This window comes from Sporosarcina ureae DSM 2281 (assembly GCF_000425545.1).
Lineage (GTDB): Bacteria > Bacillota > Bacilli > Bacillales_A > Planococcaceae > Sporosarcina > Sporosarcina ureae.
On the sequence record NZ_AUDQ01000001.1, the window covers coordinates 305,216 to 326,607 of the forward strand.

The following is a 21,392-nucleotide window of genomic DNA, read 5'->3' on the forward strand; positions in this document are numbered from 1 at the left end:
CTCCCAGTAAATACCTTACTTACAGATCTTCGTCCAATGGAATTTGAAAAAGTATCGAAGTGCCTTCTCCGACTTTCGAAGTGACCTTCATTTTCCCTTTCAATAACTCCACACGTTCTTGCATTCCAATTAAACCAAATGATTTCTCTTTTACTTCATTTGTATCAAAGCCCAGACCTTGGTCTTTGATTACTATATTAACTGATTCGCGTAACCATTCGATTTTCACCCATATTTCATCAGTTTTCGCATGTTTAATACTGTTATTAACTGACTCCTGGATGAGACGGAAAATACCTACTTCAAAATTGGAAGCAAATCTCTCTTCTGCTCCGTTGCTTTGAAAATGAATGATTAGCGGCGCCTCGTATTCACTAATGGTCAATAAATACTTTCGCAATGTCGGAACTAGTCCTAAATCATCCAAAGCCATAGGTCGCAAGTTATAAATGATACGACGTACTTCAGATAGCGCACCTCTAACCATTTCTTTTAAGTAAGATAGCTCTTGCATCGCTTCTTTTGGGCCATGCGTAACAAACGTTTTTTCGATTAAACCCGAACGCATCAAGACATTGGCCAGCATTTGCGCAGGTCCATCATGAATATCACGTGATAAACGTTTACGCTCTTCTTCTTGGGCCTGAATGATCTGAACCGCAAAATCTTGTTTATGGCGAGCCGTTTCCAGTGCTGTACTTACATTTTTCAAATCAGATGTTAAATATGTGATCACAGTGGTTACTTGGTTTACAAGTTGGTCCGCTCTTTCAATTGTAGAGAGCAGCAACATCAGTCGACGTTCAAGTTCATCCCGTCTTTCACGAAGTTGTTTCTCCTCCATTTTATTGATGGAGGCGCGTACAAGCAAGTCATTCGCTACACTATAAGCTTGTTTAACTTCATCTTCACTGTATGTTTCAAAGTCTTTTGATACAGTAGCCAGACGTTTTCTTGAGTGACGTGACATATCCTCTAAGGAATCGCCTTCTGTTATCACATGAGAAATACTTTCTTTCACTTCTGCTAACTCTTTTTGCATCTCTTCAAAACTTCGGCGGCTTTGTTCACTAATTAAGAAAATGTCGCTTTTTGAACGATCCATTACATTTACCATGTTGCCAAAGATTTTCTCCATCTGTTGAATGTCAATTGCCTTATCGTTCAAAGAACTCCCTCCCGCACCCGTTTATGTGAAAATTCGCAAAGCGAGCATTATTGCAGTTTAGCCTAAATACTTATACACTTCATATATAGTATATCATTTTAATGATGAATAAGTATTATAAGTATATTACAAATGTAGGGGGTACGACAAATGCGAGCTAATTATAAAACCGTAAATCTATACGGAGAGAGTGAATTCGTCATCCAAAAATCCCGTTTTCTGTCATTTGTCAAACGAGTCGAGACAGAACAAGAGGCACTGGACTTCATACAGGACATCAAAAAAAGCCATCATACAGCTACTCATAATTGTTCTGCCTATATCATAGGAGAACATGACCAGATCCAAAAAGCGAACGATGACGGGGAGCCTTCAGGTACAGCCGGCTTTCCTATTTTGGAAGTTCTCAAAAAGCAACAGCTAAAAGATACCGCGATTGTCGTGACTCGCTATTTCGGCGGCATTAAACTCGGTGGTGGCGGATTAATCCGTGCGTATGGCAAAGCAGCTTCTGAAGGCATTGCCGCAACAGGTGTTGTGGAAAGAAAATTACACACACTAGTTAAAACTTCTATTGATTACACATGGCTAGGCAAAGTAGAAAATGAAGTACGGCAATCCGATTACCCGTTAAAAGAGATCGTCTATGAAGAGGACGTTGAACTCTTTTTATATGTTCCTGAAGAAGATCAGGGGATTTTTCAGGAATGGATGATGGAGTTAACGAACGGTCAGGCGATCATCGCCACAACCGGACATAAATTTCTAGAGTTCGACATCTGACTATACGTCCAATCAAAAAGCGGGTATAATGATAGAAGGTAAACTTTATGAGCAGTAGGTCTGATTTCACTACATCACTACGAGTTTTCATGTATTGATTTGCCACTGACGGTTTTTTTCTGCCGTACACCCTGGAGGTATAAAATGAAAAGAGCAGAATATAAGAAAAAGAACGCGTCCAAAACGAAACGCTTCTTGAAAATAGCATTTTTTACGTTCTTCATAGCGATCATAGGCGTTGTCGCTTATGCATTCAAGCTGCATAATCAAGCGGTGAACGTACTAGATCGTTCTTATGAACCCATCGCTAAGACAGAACGGCCAGAAATATATGTAGAACCCGCAAAAGATAAAGTATCAATTTTGTTGATTGGCGTAGATGAACGCGAAACGCGGCAAGAAACAGGAGAAAACGGTAGGTCAGATGCACTGGTACTCGCAACTCTCAATCCTAAAACAAAAAGTGTCAAACTCGTCAGCATTCCCCGTGATTCATTTGTTTATATTCCACAGGTAAACTATAAAGATAAAATCACACATGCTCATGCCTACGGCGGTACTAAAGCCTCTATTGATACAGTCGAAGAACTATTCGATGTTCCCGTCAACTATTACGTCAAAATGAACTTTAATGCATTCATAGATGTGGTAGATGCACTTGGCGGTGTAGAAGTCGAAGTTCCATACGAGCGTATAGAGAAAGATGAAAACGATAAAAATGCAATTCATCTTATGCCAGGCTTCCAACGCCTAGACGGACGCCACACGTTAGCCCTAGCACGTACTCGGAAACTTGATAATGATATCGAGCGCGGCAAACGTCAGCAAATGATACTTCAGGCGATGATCAAAGAAGCGACATCGATTACATCCATTACAAAATACGGAGACGTGATCAATGCGCTTGGCGATAACATGAAGACCGACATGACATCCAAACAAATGTTGTCATTCATACAGTATATAAAAAGCGGACTTCCGGATGTTGATACCATCACGTTGACAGGTTATGACGACATGTCGACAGGTATTTACTATTACAAGTTGGATGAGCAAAAGCTAGAAGAAGTAAAGCAGATTTTGAAATCCCATCTAGGGTTGATTCCCGACTCTTCTTCTTTAACCGAGCTAAACACGGACCAATCCTCCGCGTCTTCCCAAACCGATTATCAATAGTTCATTCGCAAGCGATGAGACCTTAACTGGTTTCATCGCTTTTTGGGATAGATAGAGAAAGAAAAGTATCAGTTAGAGAGTGGATGGGATTTGCGTTTCAGAGCGTCCGCCTGGAGCGTCGATCAACGGCTCCCTCCCCTACCCGGATCTTTCCATTTCAGTTTAATCACAACAAAAAAGCCCTCATCCGCTTTGCAGCAGACAAGGACTCGTTTTACTTATTTACCTATCATGCGTACTAAATTTAACAACGGACGATAATTCGCCCCTGCCAAACCAATCAACTCTACAAACAGCTCAATCACGATCAACATAACGAAGATCAGTAGCAACGCACCCCACACTGTAGCTTGTGAGAACAATACAGCGGCTGCTCCGAATAAAATCGCAATACCATAAATCGTAAGCACAGCTTGTCTATGCGAGAAGCCTACACGCAATAAACAGTGATGCAAATGCGACTTATCTGCTGCAGTAATAGACTGCTTCATGCGAACTCGTCGAACAATCGCAAAGAACGTGTCTGAAATTGGAACACCTAGCATGATAATTGGAATAACTAGTGATACAACGGCAACGTTCTTAAAGCCGAGCAATGCCAGTACCGAAATCATAAATCCAAGGAAGAGTGATCCAGTATCGCCCATAAAAATTTTCGCTGGATGGAAGTTGAAAAATAAGAATCCAAGCGAACTAGCTGCCAATATAGAAGCCGTTGCAGCAACAAAGACATCTCCCATTAATAGGGCCATTACCGTAATAGCAATAAGCGCAATAGTGGAAACACCTGCAGCCAAACCATCCAATCCGTCAATCAAGTTGACGGCGTTCGTGATGCCGATGATCCAAATGATCGTGATCGGAATACTTAAATACCCAAAGTCGAGCTGACCAAGAAACGGCAAGTTGATGAATTCAATTTGTAATCCGCCCCATAGTACAACAACCAACGCAGCTGCTAGTTGGCCTGACATTTTTGCTTTTGCTGTTATTTCCAGCATATCGTCTAAAAAGCCAATCATGACGATCAGTACTGCACCGATTAGGATGCTGACTGCGTGCTCGTCTTTTGGCAATAATATAGCATATCCAATAATAAACGCTCCGAAGATTGCGAGCCCGCCGATTCTAGGCATGATTCTCGCGTGGACTTTCCGATAATTGGGGCGGTCAACCGCACCGATCCGATACGCGAATTTGATGACTAGCGGTGTTAGTATAATTGCAGCGATAAAAGCTACAGACATTGCAATGAATAACATGTCTTTCCTCCCCAATTAGCATTACGTACATATCACCTTTTAGTATAACATGATTGTTGCTAGATTTCATCATTTAGAATGCATTACTCATCTATTCCCTTACTTGCTTACATGCATACACTACTAAACACCGACACAACAAGGTTTTGTCCATTTTACATGTGATCAGTCGTGATACATCTATCGTTCTTCTCTTTCAATATATAGATAGTCTTTTGTCCACCCTTTTGGTAAAATAGATAGGAATCTCTCATTATAGATAGAGATTTATAAAGGAGCGTCTAATTCATGTTGAAAATCTTTAAACGTAGAACTGGAACGAGTGAACGTCAGTTGCGTAAATACCGCAAAATTGTGGAGCAGATTAATTCACTGGAACCTAAATATATCGCTATGTCTGATGAGGGTCTTTCTGGAATGACAGATCAATTCAAACAACAGTTAGCAGACGGCGCAACCGTCGAAACCATTATGCCGGATGCATTCGCAGTTGTGCGTGAAGCATCTAAACGGGTTCTCGGTATGCGCCATTTTGATGTGCAACTAATCGGTGGTGCTGTATTAACGGAAGGCAATATTGCTGAGATGCCGACTGGTGAAGGTAAAACACTTGTTGCTTCTCTACCTTCATATGTACGCGCACTTGAAGGTAAAGGCGTTCACGTCATTACAGTCAATGATTATCTGGCAAAACGGGACTTTGATCAAATCGGTCAAATTCATCGTTTCCTTGGATTGACTGTCGGATTGAATGTGCCCATGATGCAAGGACCAGCTAAACAAGCCGCTTACGAAGCAGATATTACGTACGGTGTAGGTACAGAATTCGGCTTCGACTATTTACGGGATAATATGGTGCAGCACACTTCTCAAAAAGTGCAGCGGCCTTATCATTTCGCTATTATCGATGAAGTCGACAGTGTCTTGATCGACGAAGCGAAGACACCATTAATTGTAGCAGGCAAAACGCAAGCTGATGCGGACCTTCACCATATCGCAGCCCGCCTAGCCAAACGCTTTAAAGTCGAAGAGGATTTTGACTTTGACGAAGCAACAAAGGCCACTTCCCTCACGGAACAAGGAATCGAAAAAGTCGAGAAAGCATTCGGTATCGACAATTTATATGATTTAGATCACCAAACACTCTATCACTACGTTATCCAAGCTGTCCGTGCCTTCGTCATCTTCAAGCGTGATGTCGATTACATCGTCCGCGACGGAAAAATTGAATTGGTAGATATGTTCACCGGCCGAATTATGGAAGGTAGAACATTATCAGATGGTCTTCACCAGGCAATTGAAGCTAAAGAAGGCGTCGATATTACAGACGAAAATAAAGCACAAGCTCAAATTACCATTCAGAACTACTTCCGCATGTATCCAAAGCTTTGCGGAATGACAGGTACTGCGAAAACCCAAGATAAGGAATTCCGTGAAGTTTATAATATGGAAGTAATTCAAATCCCAACGAACCGTCCACGTGCACGTATCGATGCACCAGATTTTGTTTTCAGAACGACAGAAGAAAAGTATAAAGCAGTAGCAAAAGAAGTAGCCGCTCGTCATGCGAAAGGGCAACCAGTATTGGTTGGTACAACATCCATTCTTCAATCCGAAGCGGTCGCCAAGTATTTACGTGATGAAGGATTGAAGTTCCATCTATTGAATGCGAAAAGTGTGGAGCAGGAAGTTTCATTGATTTCCGAGTCTGGACAAGCAGGCAATATTACTGTTGCTACTAATATGGCAGGACGCGGAACAGATATCGTTCTTGGTGAAGGCGTGGAGGAAAACGGAGGACTATTTGTATTAGGTACAGAAAAACATGAAAGTCGCCGTGTTGATAATCAGTTACGGGGGCGTTCTGGGCGTCAAGGAGACCATGGTGAAAGTCAATTCTATCTTTCTTTAGAAGATGAAATGTACATGCGCTTCTCTCCAGAAGAACTCGAGAAATTCTTGACGAAAGTCCGTACTGATGACAATGGTAAAGTACTCAATCCTGAAGTACATGAACTGACGGAACGTACACAACGTATCGTTGAAGGCGCACACTTCTCTATGCGTGAATATAACCTAAAATTAGATGATGTCATCAATGATCAACGTGAAGTCATTTATTCCTTACGTAACCGCGTACTAGAAGGCAAGGATATTTTCGAAAAACTTAAGACCATGTTGTCAGAAACGGTTGAGTTCGTTGTTCTAGATAGCTGCCCTGATAATGAAATCGCCGACAACTGGGATTTCGAGCGTATTGAACGGACTATGAACGCGCTATTACTGACGCCAGTTAAGCTCCCCCATTCATTAGATAGAACCACAGATATAATGAAAGAGTACGATGAAGAAATGGCAGAGTTGTTTGCATTTATCGACACTTTCACTGATAATGAACAAGTGAGTCAACTGTTACCACAAGTCATGTTGAGCTATATTGACACGATGTGGGTTAAGCATTTAGAAGTAATGACTCGCCTAAAAGAAGGAATTGGATTGCGTTCATACGGACAAGAAGATCCTATGCGTATTTACCAGCGTGAAGGCTTGCAGTTATTCGCCAAGCACTATCAACGCCTGCGCCGGGATATTGCGTCCGAAATTATCGCATTCATGAAGCAACTCAATACACAACAGGAGGTTTCCCAATGAAACTCTTCAATTTATTCAAAAAAACCGATAAAACGGGATTGGACAGTACAGTTGAATCCGAAGAAATTTTAGAAAACGGCCAAGCAGGCTTAGGCGATGAAGATATCGAAACAGAACTATCTCTTCATGAGCAATGGAGTCTAACACAAGAGCAGGAATATGTTTTCCGTTTCCTAGCAAATGAACTTGAGCCATTAAAACCCAATCAAATTTCCCTATCAGGTATCGATATTGATTTGGAACCTGCAAACGGTAGCTGGTTAGTCAAAGCATTCTTCCGCTCTTCACTTGATCAAGCGATCACTGTAGGCGAAATTGAGTTATTATTACTTGATGAAGAAGGCAATACCGCAGCATCTGCAGAGTTTGATTTGAACGAGTTAGGTGAAATCCCAGCGCGCAGTGCACGTCCATGGGTATTTGTTTTTGAAAAGAAAGATCAATTGGCAGAAGAAATTCCTGCAACGAACTGGAAGCTCGCATTCAACGTTCACTCGATGATGCCGCATCAATTGGAACTTGCACCTACATGGGAAGAGCAACTCCCTGCCGAGCAAAAGGAAGCGTTGGCTAACATTGTAAGCGATCTTCCGAAATTGAAGCCACGCGAAGTGAATATCGCTGGTTTCCAAATCCAATCACAAGATGACCAAACTATCGCAGCGTCTGTATTTGTTCGTAACGGTCACTCTAAACAAATCAACATCGAAAAGTTGCCGCTTGAATTGATAGATGCAACAGGAGAATTGGTAGCTCGAGGAACATTCGACCTGAATCCTCCACTTTCCGTAAAAGCAAACAGCACGACTCCTTGGACATTCATCTATCCTAAGGAATTAGTAAAGAAAGATGAACCGGATTTCTCTCGTTGGACAATCCGCGTTCCACAAGACGCAACGAATTAATACTCACCGGATAAGATTGGGGCATCCCCCTCTCCTATCCGGTATTTTTTCACAAAAAATCGATCTTCCACTTAAGGAAGATCGATGTCTCTTCTATTAAATACCTGCAACACGCTTGGCACCTATATAACGCTTACCCCAATACGAGTCATTTACTTTGTCTACACGCACACCCTTTGATGTAGAAGCATGTGCAAACTTGCCGTTTCCAACATAGATTCCAACGTGAGAAACACCGCGTCCTGTTGTGTTAAAGAATACTAGATCGCCATTGCGAAGGCTTGATTTCTTAACAGCGCGCCCGGATGCATACATTGCACGAGAAGTTCTTGCTACTTTCAAACCATTTTTCTTGAATACATAACCAACATAACCTGAACAATCAAATCCTGCTCTTGTCGTACCGCCATAGCGATATTTGATACCCGTTAAGCTAGTAGCTGTTTTAGTGATATTTGTTGTTTTGCCAGCTGCGTCTGCTTGTCCTGCAAATGGTGAGACGATCAGAAGTGTGGAAAGTGCTAAGACTGAAATGATCTTTTGAAATAGATTCATAAGTTCCTCCGATGATAGTATGTATTTTTACTAGTTTGCTTGTCTGTTTATGTCTATTTATCTTATCATTTACCAAACTATTGAATTATTACAGTAATGTAACAAGAGTGTTTCAATATTAAATAATATATTACACTTCGAAATATTTGTGTCTTAAATTGACAAATGGAGATGTTCAGTTAATTGTATACTGCGACGATTACTTTGCTTTGTATGGTGTTAAGGCGCTAGGAGTTGTATACAGTATCCAACCTAGAAACGCGGTTGGTGGAAAGACTAGGCGGCTGCGGGTCTTTGTTACTCTTTGTTGGGGCGTGGCTCGACCGGCTGTTGGGTACTGGAGTTAGCGAGTGTTCGTTTTCTGGACCCGCGCAGGCACGTGGGGGATTGCCTACAGCCAGGAGCCAGCTGGCGAAAGTTCGCGCCAGTTGTCTCCTGGCCACGGCCTACCCCGCAGTTGTGCCTGCGCTACTAAGTGGTATTTATTTTGGTTGTGGTTTTAAGTAGGATAGCAACATGATAAAGTGCGTTCAGTACCCAACCTAGAAACGCGGATGGCGGAAAGACTAGGCGGATGCGGGTCTTTGTCACTCTTTGTTGGGTACGTTACTCGACTGGTTGTTGGGCACCGAAGTTAGTGAGTGTTCGCTTTTTGGACCCGCGCAGGCACGTGGGGGATTGCCTACAGCCAGGAGCCAGCTGGCAAAAGTTCGTGCCATTTGTCTCCTGGCCACGGCCTACCCCGCAGTTGTGCCTGCGCTGCTGAGTGGTATTTATTTTGGTTGTGGTTCTAATAGGAAGAAGATCTGCGACTTGGTGATACTGATTTTCGGCTTTTGAAAAAGAAGCATACGAACGGCCCTACACCCAATGAAGACTGCTACCATAGCACCGAATTGATGCCAACAACCGCACCAATCAAAACTACTTCACACAAAAAGGCTATCCCGGAAGTCAACTTGCACTTCCAGGATAGCCCCTCATCTTACTCTATTCTACTCAATCAAGCTGTAGATCTGTGATGACAATTACATCTTCATGATGCAATAACTTGGTAATCGGCCACTCTGCCGTTACCTCTCCAGCTTTTAACTTCTCCATCGCTGCACGCTTCTTCTCACCAAATGCAACCATGATTAACTTCTTCGACTTTATGATAGAAGAGATTCCCATGGTCAATGCGATATTCGGAATCTTATCATCGTTTTCGAAATACTGACTATTAACCCCCAATGTAGAGTCTGTCAGTGTCGCAACATGTGTGACGGAGTCGAATGATGTTCCTGGTTCGTTGAAAGCGATATGACCATTCTCTCCCACCCCAAGAAGTTGAATATCTAACGGGTGAGAATTCAATTGATCCTCGTATTCTTTACACTCTTTATCTAAATCTTCAGCCATACCGTTTGGAATATACGTTTCTTTAAATGGCTTTTTGCTGAATAGATGTTGATTCATAAAGTATGCATAGCTATTCGGGTTGTCAGCATCAATACCGACATATTCATCTAAATTGAATGCTGTAATGTTTGAAAAATCTAGAGACGAATTAGTCCATTCATTATATATCGGAATCATCGTGCTGCCTGTAGCTAATCCAAGTACATGCAATCTATTATGTTGAAGTTCTTCAGAAATCAGATTAAATACTTCCTTCGCGCCTTCTTCAGGATTTTTCACTACAATCCATTTCACATTTTCCATTTCATACACCAGCTTCCTAGGTTTTACCTTATTATATTATAATTTTAATTAAACATACGGTCAACATTGAATACATGTTTTCTCACTTAGTATTCCTTACTCTACTCACTGTTACGCTAGAATTTCCATGTGCATCTGACGAGCTATTCAGACAGTACCTTCATACTAGTCTGAATCATAATTACAGCGAGATGTGTATGACAAAAGCATGTAAAGTGATTGAACATATTGTGAACAATACTCTTTATCTACTATTCATAGGGATTTCCCTAATTCTTTATTCCCCTAGCAGGACTATGATGAAAGTATGAATTCTATCCAGACAAGGAGGTGGCCGTATTGAGCAAGAAGATATCTTCTACAAATCAACCAAAAGAAGAGACGAATTTAAAAGGTACTTTGATCATGGTGATGATCGTCGGGATCGCCATTCTTGTCATGTGGTTCGGCGCTTACGGATTATTCTTATCTAGATAATAATAAGCAGTAGAGGAGGAAACATTATGCATTTGCATAAGTATGAAAAAGTATGGCTTGTGTTCGGTTTAGCATCATTGGTTTTATTCTTACTCATTATCGGCTTTGCAGCGTTCTGGAAAGGAACACACCCACAAAGTCACATCGAAACAATTGATCCACAAAACGTCGAAGCGAATGAATCATTCCAACCTGACAATCTTGGTCTAACAGAAGTGGCTGACGGGAAATACGTTGTCAATATTGTCGCTTCCGCTTTCAACTATGACTTCGGCAAAGAAGAAGACGGAACCGCTACTAAGACGATTCGCGTTCCAAAAGGTTCCACAGTCCTTTTCCAAGTAACGAGTAAAGACGTCGTCCACGGATTCCAAGTGGCAGGCACAAATGTCAACATGATGGTCGAGCCTGGACATATCAGTCGCTTCGAATCAGTTATGAAAAACGACGGCGAATTCACAGTAGTCTGTAACGAATATTGCGGCATCGGTCACCATTTGATGTTCGGCACAGTGGAGGTGTACTAACTCATGGAAATATTTAATTTCTCCAAAAAAGAATCCAGACTGTATATGGCCTTTATGCATGTCACATTCATCTCCCTTTTAGTCGGTGGATTGATGGGACTGCTTCAGACATTAGTACGTTCCGGTAAATACACGTTACCATTCAACATTGATTACTACACGATCTTAACAACGCACGGTGTGATACTCGGTTTAGTATTGACTACGTTTTTCATCGTCGGTTTCCAATTTTCTCTTATGGGGAAAACAGTCGGAATTTCAGATAAACAATTAATGTGGGGCTGGATTTCATTCTGGGTCATGTTGGTGGGTACAGTATTATCCGCATGGATGATTTTAACAGGCGAAGCGTCTGTATTGTATACATTCTATACCCCACTTCGCGCGCATCCTATTTTCTACATCGGCCTGACATTAGTAATTGTAGGTAGCTGGATTGCTGCATTCACTAACTTCCGTCAACTATATGTATGGAAGAAAGCCCATAAAGGTGATAAGTCTCCTTTACTAGCATTCATGGTAGTCATTAATATGATTATGTGGTTCGTCGCAACACTTGGTGTAGCGTATTCGGTCATCGTATTGATCTTGCCTTGGTCACTTGGTTACGTCGCCACAGTCAACGTATTATTAACACGTACATTATTCTGGTATTTCGGTCACCCGCTCGTATATTTCTGGTTGTTACCTGCTTACATGGCTTGGTATGCCATCATCCCGAAAATCATCGGTGGAAAACTATTCAGTGATTCGTTAGCAAGACTGGCATTCATTCTATTGTTGATGTTCTCGATTCCCGTTGGATTCCATCACCAATTGACCGAACCAGGTATTGATCCGACTTGGAAGTTCATTCAAGTAGTCTTAACGTTCATGGTAGTCATCCCTTCATTGATGACTGCGTTCTCTTTATTCGCTACATTTGAAATCACAGGCAGAAGAAAAGGCTATAACTCTCTATTCGGTTGGTTTAAAAAGCTTCCTTGGAAAGATGTTCGCTTCTTAGCACCATTCGTTGGTATGGCAGCGTTCATTCCGGGTGGGGCAGGCGGTATTATTAACGCTTCTCACCAAGTAAACTCTCTTGTCCACAACACGATTTGGATTACAGGTCACTTCCATTTAACAGTTGCAACAACAGTGATTTTAACGTTTTTCGGTATTGCCTATTGGTTGATTCCTCACTTGACGGGTCGCCGGTTGACTCCTAGATTGAATAAATTGGGAATCATTCAGACATTCATCTGGGCAATCGGAATGACGATTATGTCTACTTCAATGCACATTCAAGGTTTGATTGGTGGACCACGTCGTTCAGCATTCTCCAAGTACGCAGGTGGCGATCAAGTGTCTACTTGGATTAGCTATCAAATATGGCAAGCTATCGGTGGCACGATTCTATTCATCGGTATCCTCTTGATGTTTTATATCTTCATTCAATTGGCATTCTTCGCTCCACGCGGTTATGAAGAATATCCAATCGCTGAAGAAGAAGTAGATGCTGAGAAATCACCGAAAATCTTGGAGAACTGGTATTTGTGGATTGGTATTACGATCGCATTGATTCTATTCGCGTATACAATACCGATGATCGATATCATTAAACACTCCCCTCCTGGGTCCATTCCATTCGACTGGCCAATTGGACGTTCTTAAACAACAAAAAGCCCATGAAGAATCCCGATTATGACCTCGGATTTTTCAGGGGCTTTTTTTATAACTTGGTTACGATAATGAACATAGCGTATGACAACTACCTATAAGATACATAGTGACTTGCTACATGCAGTAGTTCTTTAGCATCAACAACTTATAATAAAAATGAAATCTGTAGTGCTTTTATATATTATAAATCTAATTAACTAGTAAACTATTTACTTAAAATAAGTCTAAATATACATTTAATATCCAATAGTGTATTGTATGATAGGTTCATAGGTTTAATTATTGGTTAACACTCAGTAGTATAAAGTACCAAATCTACCATACTAAAAGGAGATACGTCGAAATGAAGAAAATTGCCCTAGCCACGGTTGCTTCTCTTATGCTTGCAACCAGCATCTCAGTTGGCAGTGTTGCAGCTGCAACCAAAACACATGTCGTGCAAGCAGGAGAAACTCTTTACAAAATTTCCACTCAGTACAAGATTACGGTAACTGAACTGAAACGTCTGAATTCTCTTACTTCTAATACTATCAAAGTTAAACAGAAACTAATAGTAGAAAATAAAGCGAACTCTTCAAAAGCTGTCTCTTCTACTAACTCATTTGGTACATTATCATCAAGCAAGCCAGTGGTACAGCCAACTGTTGCTGCTACTAGCCAGGCTCTAGGTAAAAAATTAGTAGACATCACACAGCCATTACTAGGTACTCCTTATGTATGGGCAGGCGTGACACCATCAGGATTTGATTGCAGTGGATTCATTTACTACGCATTCAACCAAGCAGGTGTTAAAGTTCCTCGATTGGATACAATCGGTTTCTATAACCGTTCACTGTTCATAAAAAATCCGGTAGTAGGAGATTTATTATTCTTTGAAAATACATATCGTCCGGGCATCTCGCATATCGGTATTTATCTCGGAGACAATAAGTTTATTCATGCAGGAACGAAAGCAATCGAAATAGCTTCACTAGATTCTTCATATTGGAACTCACATTTTATGGGCTTCAAGCGCTTTGTAGATGTAAAATAATTAATGAAAAATGGGTTGTCCTGTAAGTCATCATGACTTGTAGGACAACCCGTTTTATTTATTGTTTTGATTATCGTGCAGAATATCCACCATCAATGACAAGCTCTGCGCCTGTAATATACGATGCTTCATCTGATGCTAAGAAGAGTACGGCATTCCCTACATCTTCCGGCTGACCCAAACGTTGTAGTGGCGTCATTTTCTTCAATATATCAAGTTGAGCTTTCGACTCTTCAAGATTTGCAACCATTGGCGTCTGGATCACGCCTGGGAATACTGTGTTCACACGGATTCCTGCATGTCCATATTCCGCCGCTGCGGCTTTAGAGATCGCACGTACTGCACCTTTTGAAGCAGAGTAAGGATTCAAGCCCATACCAATCAAAGCAGTATAAGATGAAATATTGACGATTGCACCTTTTTTCGCTTCTTTCATATATTTTGAAGCATGCTTCATACCAAGGAATGTACCGAAGCTATTGATATCTGAAAGTCTGCGCCAATCTTCAATTGTGATTTGATCCACAGTTTTTTCCGTTGAGATACCCGCATTATTCACAAGAATATCAACTTTACCAAAGTGATCAACCGCTTTTTTCATTGCGTCTTCCCACTCTGCATCTTCAGTTACATTTAATTTGATCGTGAAGATATTGTCCTGCCCGCCCCACTTTTCTTCAAGTGCCGCTGTATTGATATCCGCTGCAATTACTTTTGCACCTTCTGCCGTGAATTGCTTTACCATCATCTCACCCATACCCGATGCTCCACCTGTAATGAATGCTACTTTATCTTGTAATCTGCTCATAGTATATCTCTCCTTTATTGTTATTACTGTAATATACTTTAACACTAAACTATATGCAGTTCAATTATTCTGTTTGACATAATCTGTATCGAATACTGTACGTTTCTACACCTCTCACTTTATACATACCTTGTATAGACCATATGCATACGATATAATAAGAGATGTATATATACTCTATAAATGGGAGAAGTGAACAGTTATGTTCAAAGATCAACGTTATCTTCATTATAATGCAGCGGGTTTCCGGCAGGATTTAATTGCAGGGATTACTGTTGGAATTGTAGCCATTCCGCTTGGGATGGCTTTTGCAATTGCTTCCGGTGTGAAACCCGAATACGGACTGTATACGACGATCATCGCAGGTCTTTTAGTCGCCTTGCTAGGTGGTTCACGTTACCAAATTGCGGGACCTACTGGCGCATTCATTCCTATATTACTGGCTATTGTGCTGCAATACGGTTATGAAGACCTTCTGATCGCTGGATTTCTCGCTGGTATCCTCCTCGTCATCATGAGCTTTCTCGGTGTCAGTAATCTCATTCATTTCGTCCCCCGATCAGTGACGATAGGGTTTACCGCTGGGATAGCTGTCATTATTTTCACTGGACAATTTCAAAACTTTTTTGGATTGACAGGAGTGGAGAAAAAAGAGTTTTTCCATGAAAGTATGATGGAAATCGCCCGTCATTTTCATACCGTCAACACATTTAGTATTTTGACTGCCGCAATCGGCTTAGTCGTCATCTTCCTTTTGCCTAAAATCGCTCCAAAGGTTCCATTGTTACTTATTGCACTGTTAGTTCCTACTATTTGCTCGATTTTGTTTTTCCCAGGTAAAGTGGAAACGATCGGCACAGCATACGGTGGTATTCCGCAACATTTTCCTAGTTTTCATTTTCCAGAGATCACACTCGCCAAACTGGTAAACCTATGGCAACCCGCTTTAATCATTGCCGCACTCGGTGCAATCGAATCTTTACTATCCGCGGTCGTTGCAGATGGAATGAAAAGTAAAGTACCGAAACATGATTCCAAGAAAGAATTATTCGGGCAAGGGATTGCGAATATCGTTACACCGTTATTCGGTGGAATCCCAGCAACAGGTGCCATCGCCCGTACCGCCACAAATATCGGCTCAGGAGCAGTCAGTCCGATATCCGGCGTCGTGCAAAGTTTATTTGTATTAGCGTTCTTATTACTATTCGCACCTTACGCTTCCTATATACCGTTAGCCGCAATGGCGCCGATTCTTATGTTCGTTGCGTGGAATATGAGTTCACGGAAAGCCTTTGCTCAGATCGCTTCGTTACGCTCTGGGGATTCACTTGTGTTACTGACAACGTTCCTGTTGACGATATTCGTGAATCTAACGATCGCAGTCGAAGTCGGAATCTTACTCGCTGCCCTGTCGTTCTTACGCAAGATGAGTGGCTCTTTACATATTAAAAAGAGTAAATTGACCGACGTCGAGAAGTTCAAGTTGTCTCCAGAAAATGAATTCGAGCTAGTCAAGTTCAAAATCTCCGGTCCTTTGTTCTTCGGTACGGCGAAGTACTTTGAAGATCGGTATCCTGAACTATTAAATCTTGAACAGAAAACGATCATTTTAGACATGAAAAATCTAACAGCTATAGATGCAACAGGCGAAGCGGCCCTTTCTGCCATGCTCGACGAAGCAGGTCGCCAAAACAAGCGACTCATCTTTAAAAAAGTGCCTCCTGAGAAAGTGAGCTTGTTCAAACGTAGTGGTTTGTATGACAAGATCGGTGAGGATAATTTCTTTGTGCTGTGAGTGAAGGGATGATTGGGGCGTTGCTCGACTGGTTGTTGGGGACTGAAGTTAGTGTGAGTCTGCTTTCTGGACCCGCACAGGCACGTGGGGGATTGCCTACAGCCAGGAGCCAGCTGGCAAAGTACCGCCAGTTGTCTCCTGGCCACGGCCTACCCCGCAGTTGTGCCTGCGCTACTGAGCGGTATTAATTTTGGTTGTGGTTTTAAGCGGTAAAGCAAAGCAAGAGATAGCGTACAGTACCCGACTAACAAACGCGTTTGGCGGAAGAGACTATGCGGCTGCGGGTCTTTGTGACTTTTTGTTGAGGGCGTTGCTCGACTGGTTGTTGGGAACTGAAGTTAGTGCGTTTCTGCTTTCTGGACCCGCACAGGCACGTGGGGGATTGCCTACAGCCAGGAGCCAGCTGGCAAAGTGCCGCCAGTTGTCTCATGGCCACGGCCTACCCCGCAGTTGTGCCTGCGCTACTGAGTGGTATTTATTTTGGTTGTGGTTCTCAATGGAAGAAGAGCAGCGACTTGTGATACTACTTTTGTACAATTGAAAAAGATGTATATGAACTGCCTTACACATGATGTAACGAAGGCGCCTGCTGTGGTAGGCGTAGCGATGAGACAGAGACAGGCGCACTTTCCTGTCTGTGGTTCATCGCGAAAGCCATCCACCAGCGCCGAAGTGGAGACAATGAACTTGCCACTTACATTGCCAGCTAAACCACAACCTCCTGATTAAACAGGAACAGAAAAAGCACGTGCAAGAACCACAACCTAACGCCGCTTATTAGGCATGCTAAATAGAAACGGAATACAAAAGCACTTCGACGATTAAAACAACTAGACGAACTGCCCTACACCCAATCCAACGAAGGCGACTGCTTTGGTAGGCGTAGCGATAGACAGAGACAGGCGCACTTTCCTGTCTGTGGTTCATCGCGAAAGCCATCTACCAGCGCCGTAGTGGAGGCAAAGGACTTGCCACTTATATTGCCAGCTAAACCACAACCTCCTGATTAAACAGGACAAAGAAAAGCACTTGCGAGAACCACAACCTAACGCTGCTAATTTCGCAAGCTTAATAGAAATGTAATCCCAAAATCACTTAGTCCCTAATTGGTTTTAAGTAACAATTCCCCCACGCCGTCACTTAAAACCACAAAAAAGCTTCCACTCAATTAACTGAGCGGAAGCTTTTTACTATCATTACAACTTCCATTTAAATCGAGCATACCCCGATAGTAATAGGAAGTTCACTGCGGCACTGATCACCGTACCGTACGCTATGGCCTGCGCACCAATCTGATCAACAAACGCATAAATAATACCGATATTAATTCCAAACACGCTGATCAAACTAAAAATGATTGGCGTAATCGAATTACCTTTCGCATAATAAAAACGAGTGACATATGTATTTGCCGCCAGGAAGAACATTGACAGAGCGAATACTTTAAACACCGGCACCGTCAGCATAATGGACTTCTCATCGAAGTTCCCATAACCGAATACCAAACGGATTAGTGGCTCAGCTAGGAAGTAGCAGAACACCGTCGCGGGTAATAGTAACGCGACCATGTAGAGCATACCTTTCTTGTAGAGCGCCTTGACCGTATTCGTATCCCCTTCGCCTTCTTTCTTCGCGAGCATTGGATAGATCACTGTCGTAACGGCTGTCATGAGAATAGCTTGTGGAAAGCCTGTTAGTTTCGAGGCGTAGTTGATAGAAGAAATCGCACCTTCCCCTAATCCCCCCGCTGCAATTCGGTGAATAACGAAGTAGAACTGCAAGGATGCACCACCGAATAAAATAGGAAGTGCCAACCACCACATTCTCTTTATATCCGTCGGCATGCCAAATGAGGGTTTCAGTGAGGAGAGATCTGCACGTTTGATCCCCCAATATAGGAAGAGTCCCATTAGGATCGCACTGACCATCGCACCGACACCGTATGATTCAGGTCCAAGCCATTTCGTTAGTGCAAAGCCCACTCCAACAAATGCTGCGTTATACAACAAGATCGCGAGGCTCGATAACTGAAAGCGATCATTAATGTTCAATAATCCGCTCATCCATGTCGACATGACCAAAACAATAGAAGAAGGCATCATCCAAAGGAAGAGGTTTCTTACTAATGTGTAGTCTTCATCACTTAATTCTTTAAAGAATAGATGTAGAATCGGATTCGTCAATGCGATAATTACTAATGTAACGAGCGTGGCAGTTATGACAACTGTCGTGAATGCCTTGCGCACAAATAATGGTCTATCCATATTCGAAGAATGGTAGATCGATATAAAGGCAGTCGTCAACGCACCGCCGAGCACTAGATAAATAAAGTTCGGTATCGTATACGCTGTTGCGATGGCATCCGCTACTGTTGAGGTACCGTATTGTATGCCGATTACGACTTCGCGCCCGAAGCCAAACAATCTTGCTACAATATTAATGATGGCAACAGTACCAATGATCTTGAATAATTTACTCATTTGGAAGATCCCTTTCCATTCTGCTCATAGATATCGTTCAACCTTTTGACGATTACTATTGAAGAATGTTGCTGAATCACTTGTTGCGTCACTTCATGCTGCTCTCTTGTCACTTCATTCGCAAGCGCTTCCTCGAGTCCATCAGCTAAAGCTTGCGCATTACGTGGCTCAACTAGGGTCCCGACATCATCTTTCAATAAATAAGGAAGACCTCCAACATTGGTCGCTACGACTTTGGCTCCTGATGCGAGCGCTTCGAGTGCTACTAAGCCGAAACCTTCATGATAAGAAGGAAGAACGAGAATATCCGCTGCCGACATCCATTTCGCCAGTTCAGTCTGGCTTACGGGTTCTTTAAAGCGTATGCCCGTATTGTTAGCGACTTTCCCTTTCACTTCTGCCGCAAAACGCTGGTCCTTTTGTGAACCTACTATATATAGAAGAAGATCGTCATGCGTCTCTTGTAACTGTTCAAATGCATCAGTCAATTCTATAACGCCTTTTGCTTCAATGACGTTTCCTACAAAGAGTAGGACACGTTCATTTAAAGGCACGTCCAATAAAAGCCGAACTTCTTCCTGGCCCATTGGTTTGAAAATACCCGTATCGACCCCCATACTCATAACTTCTACTTTACCAGGGGCTATACCATAGTCATGGATGACATCATTTCGCAACTTCTCCCCGACTGTAATCACTACTGAAGATTCTTGTAAAATACGTTTAGTGAGTTGTGTGATTCGCGGACTTTTCTTAGCCATTTTATCTAGATCTCCACCATGCACTGTCACAACGTACGGTATCTTCCATAATTTCTTTACGAGCAACGACACGAGTCCAGTCGGAAACGCATAATGCGCATGTGTGATGCTGATTTTCTTTTTATGTTGTAAGACATATAGAAGGGATTGAATTCCCCATGATAGATATTTGGTTATTTTTCCGATTTTACCTTTACCCGGATCATGAATGGCGATAACTTTAACGTCTACACCCTCATTTTTTACTTGTTCCACTTGGTTTTTCACAAAGATTCCATAGGTTGGATGCTCAGTGGAAGGATACATATTACTAAACACTACTACTTTAGGCACTTATAACTCATCCTTTATTACGTACTGTCATAAACTACTATGCTTTTTTATATGTTGAATGATTATACCACATACCACGCGGATATAAAGTCGCAATAACCATTTACTGACTATTTTATCTATTTAGATTAATATAAATACTATTAGTTATTTATACTAACATTTCATTCGTGTGTCAGTGTGTAATTCTCTTGTAATATAAATGTAATAATTTCTATGTTTATCCGTGCTAATATATTCCTAGATTACAAAGCACAACAGTGATTGTGCGAAAGGGGAATTTGAGAACAGCATGAAACGTCTATTAACTCTGGTCATGGCAAGTCTACTATTCTTTTCATTTGTACCAGAATTTGCTTCCGCAAACTCACCAACTTCATTAGTAAACACAGCGAAAAATTATATGGGAACACCTTATCGTTTAGGTGGGACAACCCCTACAGCTTTTGATTGTTCAGGATTCACACAATACGTATTCAATAAAGAAGGTCTTTCTATTCCAAGAACGACTGGTCAACAAATTGGTGTCGGCACTTCCATTTCTAAAAGCAATCTAGAAGTTGGAGATTTAGTATTCTTCAATACATCAGGTCGCGGCGTATCACACGTTGGCATCTATATAGGATCTAATAACTTCATCCATGCTTCTGTGAGCAAAGGTGTCATGGTATCATCATTGGATGATCCATACTACTGGAAGAGCCGTTATATCGGTGCACGTCGCGTAGCGAACTTCACTGATAACGTGGCAAAAGAAGAGAAAAAGGTTGCTGCGTCTGCTCCTGTTAAAGAAATTGTTTATGCAACACGCGGTGAAATAGCGCAGGTACTAGCTGAAAAGTTAGACCTTGATATGACAACAGTTAACACAACATTTAAAGACGTAGATGAATCAAATCCTCACTACAAAGCAATATCCGCAGTCGCTGAAGCGAATATCTTCTCTGGCGATGCAGGTAACTTTAATCCAAATAAAGAATTAACTCGCGCTCAAATGGCAAAAGTTTTAGTAAGTGCATTTGAACTAAGAGGTTCTGCAATCGCGAATTTCTCTGACGTTCCGAATGGTCACTGGGCAACAGAATATATTAACATCTTATTCTATCATGAAATTACAACTGGCTACCTAGACGGTACATATGGTTTGTCAGACAAAGTATCCGTTGGCCAACTAAATAAATTCATCGATCGTATCCATAATTGATGACCTTACCGAATGTTCAAACTAGAGCATTCGGTTTTCTCTGCGTTCAGCTCTTTCTCCCTCTTCAGTACCACGCTTCCTTAAGTAGTAATGAAGAATCATAA

At 41.9% G+C, this 21,392-nt stretch carries 18 protein-coding genes; 11 read left to right on the plus strand and 7 right to left on the minus strand.

What is annotated here, in order from left to right; genetic code table 11:
• Positions 1–19 precede the first annotated feature (19 nt).
• Positions 20–1,168 (minus strand): sensor histidine kinase, encoded by a 1,149-nt coding sequence (locus tag H605_RS0101535; protein WP_029052573.1) that lies wholly within the window; start codon positions 1,166–1,168, stop codon positions 20–22.
• Positions 1,169–1,318: 150 nt separating this feature from the next.
• Here H605_RS0101535 and H605_RS0101540 point away from each other — a divergent pair, with 150 nt between their 5' ends.
• Positions 1,319–1,951 (plus strand): YigZ family protein, encoded by a 633-nt coding sequence (locus H605_RS0101540; protein WP_029052574.1) that lies wholly within the window; start codon positions 1,319–1,321, stop codon positions 1,949–1,951.
• Between the two features lie 144 nt (positions 1,952–2,095).
• Positions 2,096–3,127 carry an LCP family protein gene (locus H605_RS0101545; RefSeq protein WP_029052575.1) on the plus strand — a complete coding sequence of 344 codons (1,032 nt, stop codon included), beginning with the start codon at positions 2,096–2,098 and terminating at the stop codon, positions 3,125–3,127.
• A 218-nt stretch (positions 3,128–3,345) separates the two neighbouring features.
• Here H605_RS0101545 and H605_RS0101550 read toward each other — a convergent pair whose 3' ends face one another.
• Positions 3,346–4,389: a glycosyltransferase family 4 protein gene (locus H605_RS0101550; protein ID WP_029052576.1), complete on the minus strand. Its 1,044-nt coding sequence runs from the start codon at positions 4,387–4,389 to the stop codon at positions 3,346–3,348.
• Between the two features lie 288 nt (positions 4,390–4,677).
• Here H605_RS0101550 and secA2 point away from each other — a divergent pair, with 288 nt between their 5' ends.
• Together secA2 and H605_RS0101560 are read left to right on the plus strand one after the other, a co-directional pair.
• On the plus strand, positions 4,678–7,041 hold the full coding sequence (secA2, locus tag H605_RS0101555; protein ID WP_029052577.1) for an accessory Sec system translocase SecA2: 2,364 nt from the start codon (positions 4,678–4,680) through the stop codon (positions 7,039–7,041).
• Entirely contained in the window at positions 7,038–7,946 is a 909-nt protein-coding gene (locus tag H605_RS0101560) for an accessory Sec system S-layer assembly protein (RefSeq protein ID WP_029052578.1), read from the plus strand. The genes secA2 and H605_RS0101560 overlap by 4 nt, the downstream gene beginning before the upstream one ends.
• Before the next feature lie 96 nt (positions 7,947–8,042).
• Here H605_RS0101560 and H605_RS0101565 read toward each other — a convergent pair whose 3' ends face one another.
• Positions 8,043–8,501 carry a C40 family peptidase gene (locus H605_RS0101565; RefSeq protein ID WP_029052579.1) on the minus strand — a complete coding sequence of 153 codons (459 nt, stop codon included), beginning with the start codon at positions 8,499–8,501 and terminating at the stop codon, positions 8,043–8,045.
• Positions 8,502–9,500: 999 nt separating this feature from the next.
• Positions 9,501–10,205 carry a glucosamine-6-phosphate deaminase gene (locus tag H605_RS0101575; protein WP_037561358.1) on the minus strand — a complete coding sequence of 235 codons (705 nt, stop codon included), beginning with the start codon at positions 10,203–10,205 and terminating at the stop codon, positions 9,501–9,503.
• Between the two features lie 339 nt (positions 10,206–10,544).
• Between H605_RS0101575 and H605_RS19340 the strand changes: the two genes are divergently transcribed.
• The 4 genes from H605_RS19340 (at position 10,545) to H605_RS17180 (ending at position 13,907) form a co-directional block, all read left to right on the plus strand.
• Positions 10,545–10,682, plus strand: coding sequence for a cytochrome c oxidase subunit 2A (locus H605_RS19340; protein WP_232321209.1), 138 nt, complete (start codon positions 10,545–10,547; stop codon positions 10,680–10,682).
• 26 nt (positions 10,683–10,708) lie between these two features.
• A complete protein-coding gene (locus H605_RS0101585; RefSeq protein ID WP_029052583.1) occupies positions 10,709–11,209 on the plus strand; it encodes a cytochrome c oxidase subunit II in 501 nt (166 codons plus the stop codon).
• Positions 11,210–11,212: 3 nt separating this feature from the next.
• Positions 11,213–12,865 carry a b(o/a)3-type cytochrome-c oxidase subunit 1 gene (locus H605_RS0101590; protein ID WP_029052584.1) on the plus strand — a complete coding sequence of 551 codons (1,653 nt, stop codon included), beginning with the start codon at positions 11,213–11,215 and terminating at the stop codon, positions 12,863–12,865.
• 352 nt (positions 12,866–13,217) lie between these two features.
• A complete protein-coding gene (locus tag H605_RS17180) occupies positions 13,218–13,907 on the plus strand; it encodes a C40 family peptidase (RefSeq protein ID WP_051210424.1) in 690 nt (229 codons plus the stop codon).
• 70 nt (positions 13,908–13,977) lie between these two features.
• On the opposite strand, the gene H605_RS0101600 is transcribed toward H605_RS17180, so the two are convergent.
• Positions 13,978–14,715 carry an SDR family NAD(P)-dependent oxidoreductase gene (locus tag H605_RS0101600; RefSeq protein ID WP_029052585.1) on the minus strand — a complete coding sequence of 246 codons (738 nt, stop codon included), beginning with the start codon at positions 14,713–14,715 and terminating at the stop codon, positions 13,978–13,980.
• A 202-nt stretch (positions 14,716–14,917) separates the two neighbouring features.
• Between H605_RS0101600 and H605_RS0101605 the strand changes: the two genes are divergently transcribed.
• Together H605_RS0101605 and H605_RS18810 are read left to right on the plus strand one after the other, a co-directional pair.
• Positions 14,918–16,510 carry a SulP family inorganic anion transporter gene (locus H605_RS0101605; protein WP_029052586.1) on the plus strand — a complete coding sequence of 531 codons (1,593 nt, stop codon included), beginning with the start codon at positions 14,918–14,920 and terminating at the stop codon, positions 16,508–16,510.
• A 537-nt stretch (positions 16,511–17,047) separates the two neighbouring features.
• Positions 17,048–17,239: a hypothetical protein gene (locus H605_RS18810; protein ID WP_155979449.1), complete on the plus strand. Its 192-nt coding sequence runs from the start codon at positions 17,048–17,050 to the stop codon at positions 17,237–17,239.
• Between the two features lie 467 nt (positions 17,240–17,706).
• Here the strand turns inward: H605_RS18810 and murJ are convergent, their stop codons facing one another.
• On the minus strand, positions 17,707–18,990 hold the full coding sequence (gene murJ, locus H605_RS0101615; RefSeq protein ID WP_029052588.1) for a murein biosynthesis integral membrane protein MurJ: 1,284 nt from the start codon (positions 18,988–18,990) through the stop codon (positions 17,707–17,709).
• On the minus strand, positions 18,987–20,084 hold the full coding sequence (locus H605_RS0101620; RefSeq protein ID WP_029052589.1) for a glycosyltransferase: 1,098 nt from the start codon (positions 20,082–20,084) through the stop codon (positions 18,987–18,989). Before H605_RS0101620 ends, murJ begins: the two co-directional genes overlap by 4 nt.
• A 292-nt stretch (positions 20,085–20,376) precedes the next feature.
• On the opposite strand from H605_RS0101620, the gene H605_RS0101625 reads away from it, so the two are divergent.
• Entirely contained in the window at positions 20,377–21,288 is a 912-nt protein-coding gene (locus H605_RS0101625; protein WP_029052590.1) for a C40 family peptidase, read from the plus strand.
• The last annotated feature ends 104 nt before the right edge of the window (positions 21,289–21,392 follow it).